Annotated in this window: 17 protein-coding genes; 10 read left to right on the forward strand and 7 right to left on the reverse strand. The window is 56.7% G+C overall.

Translation table 11 applies throughout. The annotated features are described in order from the left end of the window. The first annotated feature begins 18 nt into the window (after nucleotides 1-18). The gene (locus tag NKL04_RS10400) at nucleotides 19-1,254 is read left to right on the forward strand and encodes a trypsin-like peptidase domain-containing protein (RefSeq protein ID WP_050593555.1); all 1,236 of its coding nucleotides are present in this window, start codon (nucleotides 19-21) and stop codon (nucleotides 1,252-1,254) included. A gap of 5 nt (nucleotides 1,255-1,259) precedes the next feature. Here NKL04_RS10400 and NKL04_RS10405 read toward each other — a convergent pair whose 3' ends face one another. Together NKL04_RS10405 and NKL04_RS10410 are read right to left on the reverse strand one after the other, a co-directional pair. Further along, complete coding sequence (locus NKL04_RS10405) at nucleotides 1,260-2,033, reverse strand: hypothetical protein (protein WP_023700886.1); 774 nt, start codon at nucleotides 2,031-2,033, stop codon at nucleotides 1,260-1,262. Between the two features lie 34 nt (nucleotides 2,034-2,067). Further along, nucleotides 2,068-2,874 (reverse strand): zinc metalloprotease, encoded by an 807-nt coding sequence (locus tag NKL04_RS10410; protein ID WP_023700887.1) that lies wholly within the window; start codon nucleotides 2,872-2,874, stop codon nucleotides 2,068-2,070. 694 nt (nucleotides 2,875-3,568) lie between these two features. Here NKL04_RS10410 and NKL04_RS10415 point away from each other — a divergent pair. From NKL04_RS10415 to NKL04_RS10450, 8 genes are all read left to right on the forward strand, one after another. Next, the gene (locus tag NKL04_RS10415) at nucleotides 3,569-4,897 is read left to right on the forward strand and encodes a hypothetical protein (RefSeq protein WP_156951455.1); all 1,329 of its coding nucleotides are present in this window, start codon (nucleotides 3,569-3,571) and stop codon (nucleotides 4,895-4,897) included. 15 nt (nucleotides 4,898-4,912) lie between these two features. Next, complete coding sequence (locus NKL04_RS10420) at nucleotides 4,913-6,349, forward strand: FlgD immunoglobulin-like domain containing protein (protein ID WP_023700890.1); 1,437 nt, start codon at nucleotides 4,913-4,915, stop codon at nucleotides 6,347-6,349. Between the two features lie 30 nt (nucleotides 6,350-6,379). Next, a complete protein-coding gene (locus tag NKL04_RS10425; protein ID WP_023700891.1) occupies nucleotides 6,380-6,643 on the forward strand; it encodes a hypothetical protein in 264 nt (87 codons plus the stop codon). Between the two features lie 789 nt (nucleotides 6,644-7,432). Then, nucleotides 7,433-7,837, forward strand: a complete 405-nt coding sequence (locus NKL04_RS10430) for a hypothetical protein (RefSeq protein WP_023700893.1) — start codon at nucleotides 7,433-7,435, stop codon at nucleotides 7,835-7,837. A 71-nt stretch (nucleotides 7,838-7,908) separates the two neighbouring features. After that, nucleotides 7,909-9,492: a tyrosinase family protein gene (locus NKL04_RS10435; protein WP_031209350.1), complete on the forward strand. Its 1,584-nt coding sequence runs from the start codon at nucleotides 7,909-7,911 to the stop codon at nucleotides 9,490-9,492. Nucleotides 9,493-9,539: 47 nt separating this feature from the next. Beyond that, a complete protein-coding gene (locus NKL04_RS10440; protein WP_156951456.1) occupies nucleotides 9,540-10,295 on the forward strand; it encodes a copper chaperone in 756 nt (251 codons plus the stop codon). Between the two features lie 361 nt (nucleotides 10,296-10,656). Further along, nucleotides 10,657-11,190 carry a Ros/MucR family transcriptional regulator gene (locus NKL04_RS10445; protein WP_023700896.1) on the forward strand — a complete coding sequence of 178 codons (534 nt, stop codon included), beginning with the start codon at nucleotides 10,657-10,659 and terminating at the stop codon, nucleotides 11,188-11,190. Nucleotides 11,191-11,336: 146 nt separating this feature from the next. Then, nucleotides 11,337-13,697 carry a hypothetical protein gene (locus tag NKL04_RS10450; RefSeq protein ID WP_023700897.1) on the forward strand — a complete coding sequence of 787 codons (2,361 nt, stop codon included), beginning with the start codon at nucleotides 11,337-11,339 and terminating at the stop codon, nucleotides 13,695-13,697. Nucleotides 13,698-13,824: 127 nt separating this feature from the next. On the opposite strand, the gene NKL04_RS10455 is transcribed toward NKL04_RS10450, so the two are convergent. The 3 genes from NKL04_RS10455 to NKL04_RS10465 all read right to left on the reverse strand — a co-directional run bounded on the left by NKL04_RS10455 (nucleotide 13,825) and on the right by NKL04_RS10465 (nucleotide 15,087). Continuing rightward, complete coding sequence (locus NKL04_RS10455) at nucleotides 13,825-14,154, reverse strand: hypothetical protein (protein ID WP_023700898.1); 330 nt, start codon at nucleotides 14,152-14,154, stop codon at nucleotides 13,825-13,827. A 358-nt stretch (nucleotides 14,155-14,512) separates the two neighbouring features. Continuing rightward, nucleotides 14,513-14,812, reverse strand: a complete 300-nt coding sequence (locus NKL04_RS10460; RefSeq protein WP_023700900.1) for a hypothetical protein — start codon at nucleotides 14,810-14,812, stop codon at nucleotides 14,513-14,515. 2 nt (nucleotides 14,813-14,814) lie between these two features. Next, on the reverse strand, nucleotides 14,815-15,087 hold the full coding sequence (locus tag NKL04_RS10465) for a hypothetical protein (RefSeq protein ID WP_023700901.1): 273 nt from the start codon (nucleotides 15,085-15,087) through the stop codon (nucleotides 14,815-14,817). A 633-nt stretch (nucleotides 15,088-15,720) separates the two neighbouring features. Between NKL04_RS10465 and NKL04_RS10470 the strand changes: the two genes are divergently transcribed. Continuing rightward, complete coding sequence (locus tag NKL04_RS10470; RefSeq protein WP_023700903.1) at nucleotides 15,721-16,053, forward strand: hypothetical protein; 333 nt, start codon at nucleotides 15,721-15,723, stop codon at nucleotides 16,051-16,053. Nucleotides 16,054-16,055: 2 nt separating this feature from the next. Here the strand turns inward: NKL04_RS10470 and NKL04_RS10475 are convergent, their stop codons facing one another. Then, on the reverse strand, nucleotides 16,056-16,940 hold the full coding sequence (locus NKL04_RS10475) for a hypothetical protein (protein WP_023700904.1): 885 nt from the start codon (nucleotides 16,938-16,940) through the stop codon (nucleotides 16,056-16,058). A gap of 9 nt (nucleotides 16,941-16,949) precedes the next feature. Continuing rightward, nucleotides 16,950-17,582, reverse strand: a complete 633-nt coding sequence (locus tag NKL04_RS10480; protein ID WP_023700905.1) for a hypothetical protein — start codon at nucleotides 17,580-17,582, stop codon at nucleotides 16,950-16,952. Between the last annotated feature and the right edge of the window lie 18 nt (nucleotides 17,583-17,600).

Consider the following 17,600-nt stretch of genomic DNA (forward strand, 5'->3'; position numbering starts at 1 on the left):
GCGCGAAAGGAGGAAACGTTGGCGAGGTGGAAGAAATATCTCAAAGATCCCGATCTCAGAGCAATCGCCGAAGCCGCCATCGCGAGCGGGCTGGCTACACCCGAAATATTGACTGCGCTGCTCAGGCAAATTCCGCGCAGTTTTACTGGTTTGCTCCCCGGGTTTCCGCTTCCGCCAAACCTGCGGCTGCGGGCCGACCTCGATTTCATGAATCGTGTGCACAACCTCGTCACCGGCGAAGTCCCTCTGGCCATCTTTCTCTCCACGATGATCGAGTCGACGGGGGACGCCGCCGCGATCGGCGTGTTCGAAACCGAACTGGCCAAGGTCAAGGCCCTCGAACAGGCGCCGCTCGTCGTCACGTCCGACGCCATTGCGGGAGCGGCTAGCGACGATCAGGTGCAGCCAGGCGGACCTTACCTCACCACTGCTAATCGGGAAGTCTCACAGGAGGCGCAAATCAGCGAGTTCGACGAGACGCTTGCCATTCGTTACCTACGAATGGGCGCGCTTGCTGCCGGATCGGTCTTCAAGATCGTCATTCATCGGCACATCAACGGTGAGGCGGAGTTCATCACCGACGATCGTCCCCGGCTGTCCAACGGCACGGGCTGGGTCATCGCCCCCGGTCTCGGTATTACAAACCATCACGTTGTCAACGCACGCTCTGCCTTGTTCGGTGAAGGCGACGCCACTGTCGATGATTTTCGACTCCAGGCAGAAACGGCAAAGGTACGATTCGACTATTTCGAAGTGAACGATATTGCAGACGGTGTTGTGCTCGGACCCGGTGCCCTGCTGGCGAGCGACGCCGAGCTCGACTTTGCTCTGTTGCAACTACCAAATGCATTTGGCGTCCGGCCGCCGTTGAGGTTGCGTCAACAGAAGATCGGCAAGCGCCTAGACCAACCGCTTGGCACCCGGGTCAACGTGCTGCAGCATCCAAACGGCAGCCCGATGCGGCTTGGGTTCCGCAACAATTTCGTGGTGCTCGGAGATGATAACGTGCTCGCCTATTTGACCGACACGGCGTCCGGGTCTTCGGGCTCGCCGGTCTGCGACGATGCGTGGAGCGTTGCGGCGTTGCACTATGGCTCACGCGGCGTTTCGGATCAGAACCTCAAACTGATGGGCAGGCTTGTAAAACAGGAGAATGTAGGGACTCCAATCCCTCAGATCCTGAAGCATCTGGCCGCCAACCATGCCAGCGTGCATAAGCAGATCGTCGACGGTCAAGCTGGGCTCAAGCCCTGAGGCGTTTACGGCATCGATTGGTGGCGTAGCGAAGACCATGATTGTGCGTCGGGAGGCGGCTTCTCTCCTTCCACCACCCTGATGAGACTGTAACCGCCGTCGCTGAACAGGCCACCCGGCACCTCCCCTGTCACGTACAGTTCGTGCTTGCGTATCGCGGACGCGACGCGAACGGCGGCGCCGGACGTGGCGAGCTCGTCTTCGACATCGCCGTCTTCGCAATAGGCGATGGTGAACCTGCCGAGCGTCAACCAGTCTACCGTCGGATCACGATAGGCCGCAGCAAGGAGCCTTTTGGCCGATGCAGCAGCCGGAACCGCCGTCAACGATCCGGTGCGGCGGGCGGGATCGATAGTGCGCGGGATCGGCACGTGCATGATTTCGCGGACGCGCCGCTCCACGTCTGCCGGGCCAACGAGGCCGGCACCGCTGTCGCCCATGCGCCAGATCATTGCGCCGGCGAGCTTGGGTTCGGCGCTGCGGGCAAGCAGGATGGTGCTGTCTGGCGTTCCCTCACATAGACCGGCAGTCGTCGTACCTCCCGTCGCTTGTACCAAGACCCAATCGTCACCCGTTGCGGCCGCCAGATCCTCGAAGAGCTGCCTTGCCGAAGGCGAACCGAAATCGACGAGAACGATCGCCAATCCCTGATCGCCGCCAGTTTCGTTGAGGTCACGCCGCAGCCGTCGCAACTCGCCCAGCATCGCCACGGCATCCGGGTCCAGCGTGCGGCCGGGGCCGAAAACCGCTTCGAAGTCAATCAGCAGGCACAGGACCATCGACCACCATCGCTTCGGCCATGAGACGCTTGATCTACCACCGAACCTCCGCCCAGACTTCAGCCTCTTCCGCAACGGCTGCCGCTGCCTGGCTTGTGAGCAAGTCGCGGCGGAACATCCCTACCTGCGCCCACATTCGCTCGCGCTGTCCGTTGGTAAACTCGCGCATCCAGTCGTCATCGACATAGTTCATGTAATTGTGGATCGGGCATTCTGCGCCGGCGGGAGCATTTGAACACAAATTGTGCGGCTGCTCAGCATCCGCCGGCTTGCCATAATTGGGTCCGCTGTGAGCAGGCGTGTCGCTGACCTCGTCGCCTGGAAGCACACATGCATCCTGGAATGTGTGATAGAGCCCGAGCCAGTGCCCAACCTCATGCACTGCCGTCATGCCGAGATCATAAGGTGCCCCTGTTCCGCCTGGCAGCGAGCTATGGACGATGACGACGCCGTCCATCGCCGGATCACCCTCCATCTGGAACGGAAACGTAGCCCAGCCGAGCAGCCCTCCACCCGGCTCAGCGGTATAGAAATTAAGCCCACGCTTGGGATCGACGGCCTGGTTCTGCGTTTTGCAGTTGCGCTCGCGCGCAGACAAATGACCCATGCGGAAGAATTCGGGGTTGTCGACAACCGAAACGTTTCCTTCCTCGGCGGCGAACACAATCCCCATTGCGGCATAGGCGTCGTTGAGCACCTTAACCTGACGCTTGCGTTGTTCCGCGCTGATTGCACCTTGGGCGCCATCGACGACATGTATGAAATGGACCGGTATGACCAGGGACAGATCGGCCTCTGTGATCCGAGTGTCCTGTATGAATTGCGCTTCGAGTTCGGCCATTCGGGCTCGGTCACCGCTGCCGATATCAATGGTAGCGCATCTGCGTCTTTGCACCATGTTATGCTCCTTGCTAACAGATTGTGTCACGGACGATATCCACATCCCACTCAACTGGACTGCAACTGTGGGATTGTATGATAGCTATGGACGTCGTCAAATTTAAGCTGTCTGCCGGCGGATAGATATTGCGCCTTTTGCAAGACTTGCGCAACGTTGGAAGAAGTAGATTCTGCGAGAAAAGTGTTGTGTGCCTTCTAAACCGGGATAAACTCGGTTAAGAGGAAGCGCGATTGCGGCTCGGCGATTACTATCGAACATAAGTTCCGCGCCTGCGTGCGCATGCACCGAAACCGAACTCGGCCGAAGGTTGCGCCGACGGTCTCGTTTGAGCGAATGCCTGTCACAAACGCCACGCCGGAGTGACGGATCACCGCGATTGGGCGGATCGCCCATTGGCCGGCCTGGAGGATTGTCGCGTATAAAGAATACATGTTCGCCTAAAATGATAGTAGCCACCTAAGAGACATCTTCTACAGTCAATGTTCCGGCTAAAGAAGGTCGTTGTGATCGGTCACAACAATTGCGTTTACTGCCCAAAAAATGTATGTTACCAAGTTCTAAATCATCTTTCCCTGCTTAGCGTCGACTCAAATTCGGCGCCAAAAAAGTTGAGTTGCGCCCTGGGGGAACTGCCTTGAAGTATTATCTCATTCCCGCGATCATTTCTGTTTCGGCGGCTTTGACGCTAGGAAGTGTTCGGAAGTCCGAGGCTCAAACCGCGTGTTTGGCACCTTCCGCATGGACTTCGCATGCAGACGTCCCCTCTCCGGACAACGCAACTGCTCCGTCATCAAATTGCGCCTTCCATGTTTGGGCCTGGAACACATTTCTCTGGATTACGCAGCCGGGAGAAGACGGCAAACTGCGCTTTCAAACCTTCGCCACCCTTGATGATCTCTTCTCCGAGGATACCGCAGCAACGCGCTTCTCCGCCTTGCCGAAGGAGAAGGTGCTGGAATTAACTGTGCGGGTGAACAAATCGTTTGAGATGCAGGGGCTAGACAGTATCTTGCAGGCGGGAACACGGGGCGCGTTGGTACACGGGCCTGGAATGGACAGCGGCCGAGCGCTCTACTATTCGCAAAACGTTGACCCGGTGTTCTACGAGTTCATTCGTAGTAACAAATACTATCAGTCGGACCAGTATGCGAGTGCACCGGCGGATACCAATTTTCCTATCGGCGCGATCGAATTTAAGTATTCATGGAGAATTGTCGAGGAGGGCGAAGATACATCGACATTTTTTGTGACTCCAGCGGAGATCTTTCTTTTGTCCGAAGGAACCGACAGTGGGGGAAATAAGATCATAGTGGTCGATCCGAAAGAGACTAAGACAGTGACTGTGGCTCTCGTGGGCGTGCATGTCGTTGGAGTCGTGAAAGACCACCCCGAGTTCATATGGGCGACCTTCGAACATAGGAACAACGCGCCGGACTTGCCAGCGGGGATGAGCGCGACCTCGACGGATCCGGTCAGCGACCGAGAGTGGACATTCTATCACGCTAACACGGCTGCTAAGGACAGCAACCACAATCCGGCCACCGAGATGAAGCTGGTCGACGCAGACAAGCAGCTTCTGTCACCTGTGGTCAACGTGTTTCGGGCCTTTTCCTTTGGCGGCGGGACGCAGGAGAATATCGCGAATATCCAGTCGCTGAACGAAAGCGTTCAGACGAAGGTGCTCGCCGGCAGCGTCTGGGCCAACTACATGCTAGTCGGAGGTGTCTGGAGTAAACCGGACAATGTTTCGCCCGGAGAGGCGATAACGCCGCAGCTCGGCTCCGTTAGTCTTGCCAACACGACGATGGAAACCTTCGACCAGCTTTTCCCGGGCGTGAACTGCTTCGCTTGCCATACAACTTCCGGCGAGACGATGGGCAGCGTTCAGCTTCCGGCGAAGAACATGAACCTCAGTCATATCATGACCAACGGTTTTCTCCGCCAGCTGACGGCCGGCAAGTAACTCGGAGCTCGGACGATGACCAACGTGACAGACTGGTCCTGGGTTGTCGCCGGCGATGCGCCTATTTCGGATTCCCGCACTGACGACATCTGGTTCTTTGACGACATCAACGGCTGGCTGGTGAACAGCAATGGCCAGGTGCGTCAGACGACAGACGGTGGTCTGACGTGGCATCAGAGGCGCTTCATCGATCCGTCGATACCCGGTTTCCCCTATCTTCGTTGCATGGGCTGGCCGAACCAGCGCGTCGGCTGGATTGGGTCGGTGACCAAGTTCTCAACGGGCAAGGAATACCTGAATGTCCTGCTGCACAAGACCGAGGATAGCGGGGTGAATTGGACGGCGTTGACCAACCTGCCGCAGGATGCCCCGGCTGGAATCTGTGGGATGTTTGCCGTCAGCGAGGACGTGGTCTATGGGGCCGGTACCAATGATCCAAATCTCCCGGGGCCTGGCGTCATAAAGACGACCGATGGCGGAGCCAGCTGGACCCATGTCGATATGTCGGAACATGCCGATAACCTGATCGATGTCTATTTCTCCGACGAAAATACTGGCTGGGTGGTTGGCGGCAAGATTGACCAGAACTGCCCCAAAACCAAGCCAGGTTATGAGACTGCGCAACAATACGCACCGCTAAAGCCGGTCGTTCTAAAGACTACCGACGGTGGCGCCAGCTGGACGGACAAGGCGGCGGGAGTGGCCTTCGACTGTGGCGAATGGGGCTGGAAGATCCAGTGGCTCGATGCAATGCACGGGTTCGTCTCGCTGGAAAACTTCACCGCAGCCGCAATCCTGCTTACCACTGACGGCGGCGAGACCTGGACGCGCAAGCCCATCGTCGACGGTGCCGGGGCCCAGATTAACGAGGATCTCGAAGGGATCGGCTTTATCACGCCACAATCCGGCTGGGTCGGTGGCTGGGGTAAGGCTTTCAGTGGACTCCTAAACAGCGCGACAGTCGATGGTGGCACCACTTGGATCAGTCAGGACAACGATGCGTCTGATCTTGCCTCCGATGTGCGGACCCGGATCAACCGGTTCCGGTTTGTCGGCGACCCAATCCGCGCAGGCTATTGCAGCGGGCACACAGTCTACAAAGGCGGACCCAAGGACCAAATGGTTGCCATGAAAACACAGGCCCCGGCGCGGGAGGCAAGTGCACAAGGTTTTGCCATGGCGCATTTACCCTACGATGCAACCGGCGTGGTCGAGATCAGCTATGTGCTGGAATCGGACGCCAATCGGGTTTTTGTCGGCATCTGGAATCATTTCGCCTTTCATATCCGCACTGTCATTGACAACAAGCCGCAACTGAAGGGCGACCACAGCGTGACTTGGGACGGGCGCGACGACGAGGGCAACCGTCTGGCTGCAGGTGTCTATATCTGCCGGATGTCCGTGGATGGCAGAGCGGGTGAAAGCCTGATGGTCCGCCTGCCGGCAGAATAGTTCACTTTTTCAAGTTTAGGGAGAGAAGAAATGCCCATCACCTGGGAAACGATCGAAGGATACTTTACTGATATGGATGTTGACCATATGAAACAGGTATCAGCAGGTTGGCCCAAGCTGCTTGATCTGCATGACGAGCAGAGTGTGCTTTACTATGCTCCTCAGGTCCACGCCTCGGTCGACAGTGGACGGATGCCCATCGGCGAGCCCCGGTGGAGCCCGGAGCAGGTCGCCAATTTCTATGAATGGTGGCAGTCTCAAGATCCGAATGCCGATGCAAAGCGGATTAGTTGACGACCCAGCCGTTGCTGCAAAATGGCCAAGCGACGATCTCCATTGTGGGGTCATCGACGACCTGAATTATGACGACGGAATCAGGCGAGCGGTAGCGCTTGGCATGATCAAGTTTGTCGGGGAACCGACGTGCGGCAAGGAGCGTGACTTCTTCTCGCATCGCAGCCAGAGGTCCAATAGCGTTCTGGACCTGAGACCGTCCAATACACGCTCACTGTGCCCGGAAGCGATAGTGTTATTGCAGGGACTGTCTCGACGCAAACGTCCGCGGGTGTTGGAACTAGGGCCAGGTGCAGGTGTAGCCGCCGCGGAGATAAGAGACAGGTTGCCGGAATGCCGATTGGAGACAGTGTCTCTAACGCCGATTGATCCGTTTCTTTGGCTGAGAAGCAGGAAACCAAACGACCCACGAGGATTGTCCATAGACAGGCGACCCGACCCATATATCGATCTGCAATATGTAGGCCACATCGACCAGGCTTTACCCACGAAAAAAAATCAGTTCGATATGATCTATGATTGTTTTGGAGCATTTTTCTGGGAGATAGCAAGTGCGGTTCGAAATAATTGCTTCCAAAAAGCAGAGTATCTCTCGCAAGCCATTCTGCATCTATTAAGGCCAGGGGGAATTTTTTTCGTCGCAGCCTCTGACGGACAACTGTGGACGGAAAGTCTCATGAAACACAATTCTGGACGAAACGATAAACTAATTCTGCTTCCGCCAAGATACTACGCCACCCAGATACGAATCTGTATTTTTGAAAAGGGGTATGAATAAGGAGGTCTGTTATGGCTGTTAGTTTCACTGGCCTATGGAGTTATCGAAGCCTTATCAACTCACCCGACCTGTCGGTCACATTCAACGACTTGCGGTTTGGCGCCGGAACGCTGGACTTGAACGAACCCGACCCCGGCAAGATTGGCGGTTCGTTGGGCGGAGTAGGATGGTCGCTCGCACTTGACGGCACTGCGACCGAAGGCAATCCGCCCATTTTCCGCTGGCAGGGCCGTGGCATGATTGGCGGCGAGGCGTGGGTTTATGATTATCTGGGCTATCTCGTCCCTGATTGGCCGGACGGTGTGGGGCAGACCGACACCATTGTCGGCAGTGTCATTCGCACGGTGCCCCATTCGAATGGTCAGGCCACGGCAGGCTACACGGCTTCGTTCTATGCTGTGCGTGCATCAGGATAGGGTCATTTCGCAGACGGCACCGTTTGTATTTTTTTAGTTTCCGACAGCTCTTTTTTGGGAGAAAGCAAGACATGAGCGGCCTTTTCAAGCGTCAGAATGTTTTTGATCCAGGCGGAGACTGGGCCGCTCCGGTCCTCTGGTACGCTCGCGGCGTCAAGGCGATGAAGGCGCGCAAACTAGAAGATCCAACAAGCTGGTACTTCTTTGGGGCGATGCACGGAATATGGCGCGAGCTTTGGGATTTCTACAACATCACCACGAGCGCCGATGCGGGTCCCAAACCCTCGGATGTCGCGACTTATGTCGATCAGTGCCAGCATCAAAGCTGGTACTTCCTGCCATGGCATCGCGGCTATCTGATCGCCCTGGAGAACATGATCCGGCACGAAATCAAGTTGCAAAACGGCCCGCATGACACTTGGGCACTCCCCTACTGGAACTATTTCGGCACCAATCAGAACGTGCTTCCACCCGCATTCCGAACCGCAGACTGGCCGGACGGCACAGGCGATAACCCGCTTTTCGTAGAACAGCGCTGGGGGCCTCTCAGCAGCAGCACGCCTTTCGACGTGAGTTCGCAGACGAATCTTGATCCGGTCGGCCATCCTGACTTCGTGGGACCCGGCGGGGGCGGTAGCGCCGGTTTCGGCGGGCTGGAAACAGGGTTCAACCACGGTGGCGGCACCAACGGCGAGCTCGAAATGGACCCCCACAACATCATCCACGGCCTTGTAGGTGGCGGCCATCCAACGCTGTCTTTTCCGGATGGCAGACCCTTGCCCGGCCTGATGTCAAATCCGCGCACCGCCGGGCTCGACCCGATCTTTTATCTGCACCACTGCAACATCGACAGGCTCTGGGAAAGCTGGAACAACTTCCCGGTCGGCAAACCCGCAACCAAGCCGACCGATTGGCAGAACCCTACCGCCCCAAAGTGGCTGAATGGACCAGCCAGCGTCGGCGAGCGCGAATTCGCGATGCCGAACCCAGACGAGAGCAAATGGGTTTACACGCCGCAAAAGATGCAAGACATCACTGAGTTAGGCTATGAATATAACGACCTGACCCCAGGTGCAATCGCGCCTCCTATCACTCTGGCCGCACGCATGGCCAATCTGGGGCTGAGCGCGGTTGTAGGCACCCAAGCCGGAGGCCAGACGATGACAAAGGTGGAGATGATCGGTGCGAGCGCCGGCCGGATGTTGCTTGCCGGAAGTGGGGCCATGCGAAGTTCCATCGAGATGGAACCCACGGGGCGTGCCAGAGTGTCAGAAAGCCTGAGCGCCAAGCCGCTGGCGCCGGCTCTACCCGACCGTGTGTTCCTCAATCTCGAGAACGTGACCGGCCTACACGATGCCGTTATATTTCAGGTCTATGTGGGTCTGCCCGACGGAGCTGACCCGGCCGAAAACAAAGGGTACTTGGCGGGCAGCGTCTCGCTCTTTGGCGTGTCTCAAGCCAGTGACCCGGCCGGCAAGCACGCTGGCAACGGCATCACCTTCACGCTCGAGATAACCAAGGTCATCGACAAGCTGCATTTGGATCACGATTTCGATGTCGACAAACTTTCGGTCGATTTCGTGCCGCTAGGCAACATACCAAACGCCGCGAAGGTCTCGATCGGGCGGATCAGCATTTACCGGCAGTTCGAGTGAGTCTTCCGTGCCCAGCTACCCAAGCCGCGCGCGAACGGTCGCGTGTCTTGGTATCGCTCGCGCTGGCCGCCGGACTGGCCTGGATTGTGCTGGCGGTCGGCCGCGAAAGCGTTGCGATCCCGGCGATCTGCTCGGCGGCGGTTATCTGGTCCGCCCCCTCTGCGGACTTGTATCTTTCTGTGTTTGCCGTCGTCTCGCCGCTAACACTGGCCGCCGGATGGGTCGTCATGGTGTGCGCGATGATGCTACCGACCGTGTATGATCCGTTGATACACGTTCGACAGCAGAATTTTCGACATTTACGACCCTGGTGCACGCTCCTGTTCATTGGCGGCTATATTGCTGTCTGGACGCTTGCTGGCGTCATCTTTCTAAACTTTGCACTCGCGGTCCAAATGGCCTTGCACGGCGCGTCGTGGTTGCTGATACTTTCGCTCGTGGTCGCCTCGATTTGGCAGATCTCCCCCTGGAAGCAGATGGCATTGAATAAATGTCATCATCGCCCCAGCATGGCAGCCTTCGCTCCAACTGCATATCACAACGCGTTTTCACTCGGCGTTCAGCATTGCCTTTGGTGTATCGCAAATTGCTGGGCGTTGATGTTGATGACCTTATTTGCTCCAGCTTATCACGTTGCGATCATGGCAATTGTCGCCTTTTGCATTTGGGCCGAGAGGATCGAGGCGCCCCGTGCTCCGGGATGGCAAATACGGGTGCCTACGAAAGCTCTACGACTGATTGCTTTGATCGCGCGAACGCCGGTAGCGTCCGCATCGAAGCAGCCGGCGAACGTCAACTGCTAGAAATCAAGGAGCTCAAGCAGGACCGCATGACGATCAAGCGTATCCCATAGTGGTCTTTCGCTAGCCCTCGTCCGACTCGAACCCGGAGGGAGTGTGTCAATCAACCTTTCCCACAATGTGTCCTGCCATCCCCACTTCCTGGACAAGCACACGCAATTTGGTTGGCGGTGCGAGACATAGATTTCGAAAACATTCCAAGAAGCCCATCCAATCTGCATGTCCTGCGGGCTCTTTGCGACGTTTACTGAATTTGTAATTGCAACGAGGGGGGCGTTCAGGAGATAGCGAATTAATTTCGCCTTGGTGAGATGGAATGCCGCATACAACTTTCACGTTCCCAAGAAAACAAGAGGTAGTCTCCATGACCAATTCCATCGAGCAGCAAGACAAAACTGATTTCGTGTCCATCGCTGCCGATATCGTTTCCGCCTATGTGTCGAATAACCCCTTGCCCGTCGCCGAACTGCCAAAACTGATCGGCGAAATTTATGGTGCGTTGCAGGGGATCGGCAAAGCCGTGGCAGAACCTATAGTCAAACAGGATCCTCCCGTATCGATCAAGAAGTCGGTGTCTCCGGAATTCATCATATGTATGGAAGATGGGAAGAGGTTCAAATCCCTGAAGCGGCACCTCAACGTACATTACAAGCTCAGCCCCGACGAATATCGGCGGAAATGGAACCTGCCTTCCGACTATCCGATGGTGGCGCCAAACTATGCCGCCAGCCGCTCGGCGATGGCGAAGGCGTCCGGGCTCGGCCGAAAGGCAGCGCAGCCTGAACCGGCCGTAAAGCCCAAACTAAAACAGGCCCCTCGCACTGCTGCGACGGCGACGATGCCAGCGACTGCGAAGTCGCCCGTCAAGAAACCGCGCAAAATTCCTGATAAGGCCTAGCCCGTCGCATCGGAAAGGCTGGTCCATATCGGCACCGTCACGACCAGGCCCACGTGTGACTATCGTTGCCGCGCGTGCCGCGGCGGTCGAACCGCAGTATGATCCCATTGCTTCTTAGTGTTAGTAGATTGCCGCCCAAAACTGCTATGATCGAACAAAGCTTGTTGTCACGACGCAGCGACATTGCGAAGGACGGGGCAATCTTGAGCGAACGACGTGCGACTAGTGATAATTTTGCAACGACATGGTTGAGCGCCGAGCTCACTTCTGTTGAACTGACGATTACCGCCTTTAGGCGCTGTTGGTTATCGCTGGTTAGCGTGGTTCTTGGGCTTTCTGTTATTTTTGCTCTGACGCAGATCGATGACCTACTGCTTGACGGCGCATCCAATTACTGGAGTTGGACTACCGTATTCCTCTTTACCGGTATTTTTTGGTCCATACCGATATACCGAGAAACGCGAAAAACTCTTGCATCCTCTCCTGAGTTTGCGTCGTCGCCTTCAGGATTCGCATCCCGCCTCGGTTTCTGGGTCCCGATCGTCTTTGGCGCCTGTCCTTATCTTATTTTTCTTGTTGCGATCCTTAGGGCCTGCATTCGCCTTGAGCCTACAGACGCCCTGCCGGAGGTTGCGGAGGCACAAAGTACACTGGTCACAGCCGCCTCGATTGCGACAGCCTTTCTCGGTTTCTATTTCGTGGCGGTGATTAGACAACAGCGCGAACGATTGGACGTACCGGGACGGCGATACAAACGATCTATTGGCCTCAGTTTTCTCGTTTTGTTGCTGGTGGTGCTTTGTTTCCCGGAGTGGTTTTCGGAGGCCTTCCCGCGAACGATGCAGTTGCCGTTATTTCTCGGCGCCTGGATTCCAACCGCTGCGTATTTATTGGAAAGGACTCAGTATCGCCGAAGCCTCTTTGTGATTGCCTTTGCGGTCGTTTTCGCGGGTCTTTGGGGTATGCAGGACCGTTTTAATGACGTGCGAACGCTGGAGAGGCTGAAACCACCGGAGCGATCCAAAGACACCCGTCAAACCGACATTCAGAGAGCGATCGTCAGGTGGCGCGCGGCGAACGGCTGCATGTCGCCTACTCCATGTAGCCCAGCTGTTCTTGTTTCCGCAGAGGGTGGCGGCAGCCGAGCCGCCTTCTTTGCTAGCACAGTCGTCGGGGAACTCCTCGACGCGACGCGCGAGAACCCTGCTGCGTATCGAGACTTTGCAAACGCACTCTTTGTCGTCTCAGGTGTATCCGGCGGCGCCGTTGCAGCCGGCTCAATCCGCACTGCGTTGGTGGAGCCGACCTCCAACCATGAACCACCTTGTAAGAATCCCGATTTACTCTGGTACGGGGCCTCGGACGACCGACCGAAGAAAACATGGCGAAACTGTTTGCAGATGCTTGTAAGCGGCGACTACCTGACACCGACTTTCGCCGGCTTTGCCTTTCGTGACTGGGTTCCTACGCCATTCCACTACGACCGATCTGTTTTGCTTGAACGCGCCCTGGAGCGGCATTATGCGCGGATTGTGGGAGAGGATTGGTCAAACTGCGAACAGGTGGAACATGGATTGTGCGGGCGGTTCGGCTATGCCAGTGATAGTGCGAGTTTGCCCTGGGTCCCATTGCTCATTCTTGGATCAACGTCCGTTGAATCGGGACGACCTGTACTATTTACCGACCTGCGGCGAACCAACGGATCTGGCGTGGGGAAAATGTTTCGCGGCACGCCCCTTTTCGGGCCGCCCGATCTTTTTCCTGACTCATATGATATCTACGAACTCCTCGCTTCTCATAGGCCAGGCACTGTAACCTTCCCTCCCGTTCCGATTACTGAATCTGGAGTTCCTCCTGAGATCGTGATCGCGCCTGATGTAAGGATCGCAACGGCGATCGTTGCGAGCGCTCGTTTTCCCTTGATGACCCCGAGTGGGGTGTTGCGGAATGCCGATGGCAGGGTCGTTACGCGCCTGGTAGACGGCGGTTACTACGACAACGACGGCCTAAACGCGCTCAGGGGCATTATCACAGAATTGCAAATCGAAGGCATAACGCCGATCGTCTTGCATATTTCAAACAGTCCTGTCCCTGCGCGTCCTGGCCTATTGCAGATACCTGACTCTGGGGGACGCTACCCCGTTTCGATTGTTGAGCCTCCTCAAGGTTTCTGGTCGCGCCTTTGGAGTCTGACCACTGCACCGCTCTTGACGCTTAACAATGCACGTGCTGGCCATAGCTTGCGATCACAGCGGGATGTAGAAGAGCAACTGGCCGTTTCCGGAATAAGAGAGAACTATGTACGAGTAATGGTAAAGGAGCGCCCCGACTTCGGTGGGCAACACGGGCTGTCTTGCGCTAATCCGCCGATGCAGCCCATTCAAATGACTGACGTGACCTTGAGTTGGTGGCTATCCCCCATTCTGCAGCACTTTCTGGATCTTCAACTGTGCGATCGTCAAAACGAGGAAGCACTGAATGGCCTGCTCGCCAGACTGAGGCGATAGGACGAGATACAGGCCATTCCGTGCTAGCAACTCTTTGGCTATGCGGCGGCTATCGCAGCCGCGCTGTGAATCTCTCCCACAGGTAGTCAGCTGCCTGCTCTGGGCTCAGACGCTTCATGTCCACGTCCTACTCAGATTCCAAGGAGCACATGGACAGCGTCGCCGACAAGACGAGTTCGCCGGTCGAGGACGGGGCCAGGATTTCGTTGCAGGCATCGCCTGTCATCCTTCCTTGGGCGAAGCAAATATTGTTGTCCCCCATCATCCCGCCAAGCCAAATCCGGCATTGGCTCTTGCTGGTGCCATCGAGGTATAATTCGGCCCTGAAGTCGGTGGCGGCTGCATCCATGATGTCGAAGTCGATACCGTCATTCCCTTTGGCGACTTGCTTGAGATTGACTTCGAAAGTTCCGCGGATCGCGGCGAAGGCACCTTTGACGAACCTTCGACGGTCCACATCGGTTATCCTAGCATCGAGGCCAGGCAGCAAGGACTGGGTGGGCCTTGCGAGCGACGTCTCTGCGCCGGGGAAATCGTTGTGCTCGAGGGCCCGCCGGGAAAGCTGGGGCGGTTTGAGGGCTTTGCCCGCTTGATGTCGACGTTGTGCAAGATCGCCTGCCTCGCCGATGCTTCGTCCATGCCGACGATGCGGATTTGGACGATAGCCATTAGCAAGCCTTCTGGTTTGCAGGCAGGCGTCTCAGTGTGAAAATCGTATTTCACACTGAGGCGCGCATTCTACACATGTCTGCCGCCGGGCGAGTGAGCACGCCCTTCACACGGGTGGGTCGCAGGTTCAATCTCTGCATCGCCCATCATCCAACCCCTTCCAAACGTTGGATGAATTGTTGGGAGACGGGAGAAACCGTCAGCGGGGTGAGATCCCTCCCCCCTGCACCAATCAAAGGCCTCGGTTCAGACCGGGGCCTTTTTTTTAACCGCAGCTGCGTCAAGCACTTAGTCCATTCTCTGGATTGCTGGCTGAAGACTTCCTCGCGGTCGACCGCACCCATCCGTTGCGCTTTCGGCCCAGCGGCCAGAAGCTCAGTCTTCGTCAGCGGCCCAGCTTCAGTCCGTTTCGGCTCGATGGCTGAAAGGAAGTCGAGCTGCTGCATGTCTATGTCCCAGCTTCCTGGTTCAGCCATTCGACGGTCTCTTCAATCTGCTTCTTGAAGTCGTCGAAAGCATTCAGAAGGTCTGTTAGGGCGTTCTCAACTGAACTGTCGACGTCACCCCATGGTGCGGCAAGCCGCTCCATCTGTTGGCGGCAATTAGCGAGCGCCTTTTGAGTTCGGGCCGCCAAGACCTTTGGCTTGATGCCGGGACTTGCCTCTGTGGGCCGTTCAAAAGGCTGCGGACTGCTGGAGAAAAAGGCGTCCGCGATGGGCACTTTTTAGCCGACGTTAAGCTTGCCATCGGCCACCAAGTGCTTGAACGCCAGAAACTGCTACAGTCGCTGCTCAACTAGTAGGACAAACGATGTCAGGCTTTTCCGAGTGGGAAGTGGAGGTTGAGCTGGAAAGGCGCAGCCGGGCTACCCGAGCGAAAGAGGCGGCTGACGGCGCGCCAAGGCGGAAGCCGCCCATCCACTGCCAGACGCCGCTGAGCTTCACGGATCAACCTCCATTATGCGAACATTGCCTGGGTGCCTGATTCCCGTTCAACGAGGAAATTAAAGGGCTGCCGCCACAATTTCGACACAAGTTAAACAGGCAACGTGTTGTCAGATTAAGAGTATAACATTGTCAATGGGTTAGAGTGTTAGCTCTACCTCGGAAAATTCTGTTGCAGATGCTCGCTTATCCAGCTCCGATGTTTGTCTCTCAACGACACAAGGAGCTTTGAATATGCGCCAATCTCGTCTCTACATCCGCATTCACAATATCTTCGAGGGCGCAGCTGAGGGCTGGGCCGTCGGCGGCCTTTGCGTGGTTGCATTGGCCTTCATAGGGATGATGGTGTGGCACCCTTGACTCTCGTGAACAGAGCAGGAACATATGCCTATCCCGTTCTGGAGGGACCCATGCCCGCCCGCCACAAGGGAATCCACACGGATTCCTTTCTAGACCATTTTTGGCCGCACCATGCCGTCATCCCCTGGGAGAACTGCTGCGAGAAGAATTACGACCCGGCCCACAGCCGCGCGCACGAGATGAACTGCGCGGATCGCCATGCCTTCATCCGCAAGGGTGACAAGGATTATCTGGCCTTCCGCTTCAAGGAGCCGTTTCAGGCGGATCGGATGGCGCAGGAGTTTGGCGGCGAGACGTATTGTGCGCTCGATCGCAGCAAAGGCAGCGGCTGGGAGAAGTGGCGGCGGAAGTCGACGCCGAACAAATTTGCGAAATACGGGTGACGCTAATAGCGCCGCTTCATTATCGGATGGACCTCGAACCTTGGGAAATATGGCTCGCCACGAGCCTTGTTCATTAAGTCCCAATACAGCCCCCTCACCGCGGACCTCCGCAGCTTGGTCGGCACCTTGAACGTATAGCGCGGCGGGTCTCCACCTTGGCGCACAAACGACTTGCGGAAGTGCGGCTGGAGGTACTCGTAGATTGCCCAGCGGATGTTGTTCAAAAACTCGGCTATGGTCGACAGATGATAGTTGAGGACGTTGTCGTGATACCACTCCTTGAAGGCGGGTAGGATCTCGTAAATCGTCTCCTCCTTCACCCTGCGGCCGTTATCGCGCAAGACCTTCTGGATTTTCTGGGCGTCGGCCTGCAGTCGGGAAAAGTTGTGTTTGACGATGTTCCCGCAGATTTTGATAAACGTCATTCGATCGATCGTCAGGGCGAGCGGCTTTTTAAGTGGTGGCAGCCAAACACCCTCTACAAAAGCATCGCCTTCCAACCAGGCCGAGAAGTCCTCGGTGGTTTTCGACAGGTCCGTTGCATTGCGCCCTAGTTGTGGATTTGCGCAGACCTGGCGGAGGTAGAACAGATAGGTGCCGTCCGTTGGCCTGCTCTTGGCGCCTGGCAGAGAAAGACCGAAAGGCGCCGGCTTCTTGTAGGTGGTGGGCAATGACAGGAAATCGACCAACAGGATGTTAAACAAGCGCTGATGTACCGCCGACTCGATCATAAGGTTTGAGGCACCTGGCTCGAACTTCAGGAAGTTTTCGAAATTCACCATGCTGTCAATCATCTCCCAGACGGCGAGGAGGATCGCGAGCTCCTGCTCCAGGGCAGAATAGGTTTGCGGAAGGCCGACAAGTTTCTTGGTGCGCGCGACAGTCAACCGGGTCTCCTAGCTGATGCCGTGAAAGTTAGTCCCGTGGCGCCCGCTCTCCTTGTGAACCGCGAAAAAGTCGACGACCTCCCGGAAATGGGTGATGCCGTCAAAGTCCCACGGCTCGCAAAACATCATGCGCTCGTAAGGCTGGCGCTTCAGGCCGTCGAAATAGCAGAAGACGTGCGGGTAGTCGTAGATCTGGTCCCCTTCCCAATTCACGTCCTCGATAAACTCGTAGGGGACATAGCCGATGAGGGTGAGGTATTTGCCAGTCTCGCCTTTGAGCTGGGCGGTGTATCGCCACTTGCCGGTGGTGGCATCCTCCACCAGCTTGCTGCCGTGGAGGGAAGCCATGAAACCGCGCTCGTAGGTGTCCACCAGGCCGAATCTGAACCATGGGGAGATTCCGCGCTTGTTCTTGATGTCGGGGTAGTCATCGAGGCGCCGCACGTCGCGCATGAACGCGTCTAGCCGCAGACTCTTGCGCTGGTTGGTGTAGATATAATCCTCGAAGGGTTTCTTCCATTTCTGACGGGCGGCGATTTTTTCGGCCGGAGTGAGCTTCCTGACGTTACGGCGGGCATAGCGCCATCCTGACCGGAGTGCATCCAAGCCAAAACGAAACCAAGAAAGTGTCAGAAAATCCATCTGATACTAGCCCACCTG

It is taken from the genome of Mesorhizobium sp. C264A, from assembly GCF_040324515.1.
Taxonomy (GTDB): Bacteria; Pseudomonadota; Alphaproteobacteria; order Rhizobiales; family Rhizobiaceae; genus Mesorhizobium.

What these genes read in the sequence shown, in the direction of transcription:
- NKL04_RS10420 (WP_023700890.1), top strand. Translation starts at nt 4,913, where the DNA reads ATGACCAACGTGACAGACTGGTCCTGGGTTGTCGCCGGCGATGCGCCT.
- NKL04_RS10480 (WP_023700905.1), bottom strand. Translation starts at nt 17,582, where the DNA reads ATGGATTTTCTGACACTTTCTTGGTTTCGTTTTGGCTTGGATGCACTC.
- NKL04_RS10405 (WP_023700886.1), bottom strand. Translation starts at nt 2,033, where the DNA reads ATGGTCCTGTGCCTGCTGATTGACTTCGAAGCGGTTTTCGGCCCCGGC.
- NKL04_RS10470 (WP_023700903.1), top strand. Translation starts at nt 15,721, where the DNA reads ATGCCCGCCCGCCACAAGGGAATCCACACGGATTCCTTTCTAGACCAT.
- NKL04_RS10460 (WP_023700900.1), bottom strand. Translation starts at nt 14,812, where the DNA reads ATGCAGCAGCTCGACTTCCTTTCAGCCATCGAGCCGAAACGGACTGAA.
- NKL04_RS10430 (WP_023700893.1), top strand. Translation starts at nt 7,433, where the DNA reads ATGGCTGTTAGTTTCACTGGCCTATGGAGTTATCGAAGCCTTATCAAC.
- NKL04_RS10445 (WP_023700896.1), top strand. Translation starts at nt 10,657, where the DNA reads ATGACCAATTCCATCGAGCAGCAAGACAAAACTGATTTCGTGTCCATC.
- NKL04_RS10450 (WP_023700897.1), top strand. Translation starts at nt 11,337, where the DNA reads ATGATCGAACAAAGCTTGTTGTCACGACGCAGCGACATTGCGAAGGAC.
- NKL04_RS10435 (WP_031209350.1), top strand. Translation starts at nt 7,909, where the DNA reads ATGAGCGGCCTTTTCAAGCGTCAGAATGTTTTTGATCCAGGCGGAGAC.
- NKL04_RS10425 (WP_023700891.1), top strand. Translation starts at nt 6,380, where the DNA reads ATGCCCATCACCTGGGAAACGATCGAAGGATACTTTACTGATATGGAT.
- NKL04_RS10410 (WP_023700887.1), bottom strand. Translation starts at nt 2,874, where the DNA reads ATGGCCGAACTCGAAGCGCAATTCATACAGGACACTCGGATCACAGAG.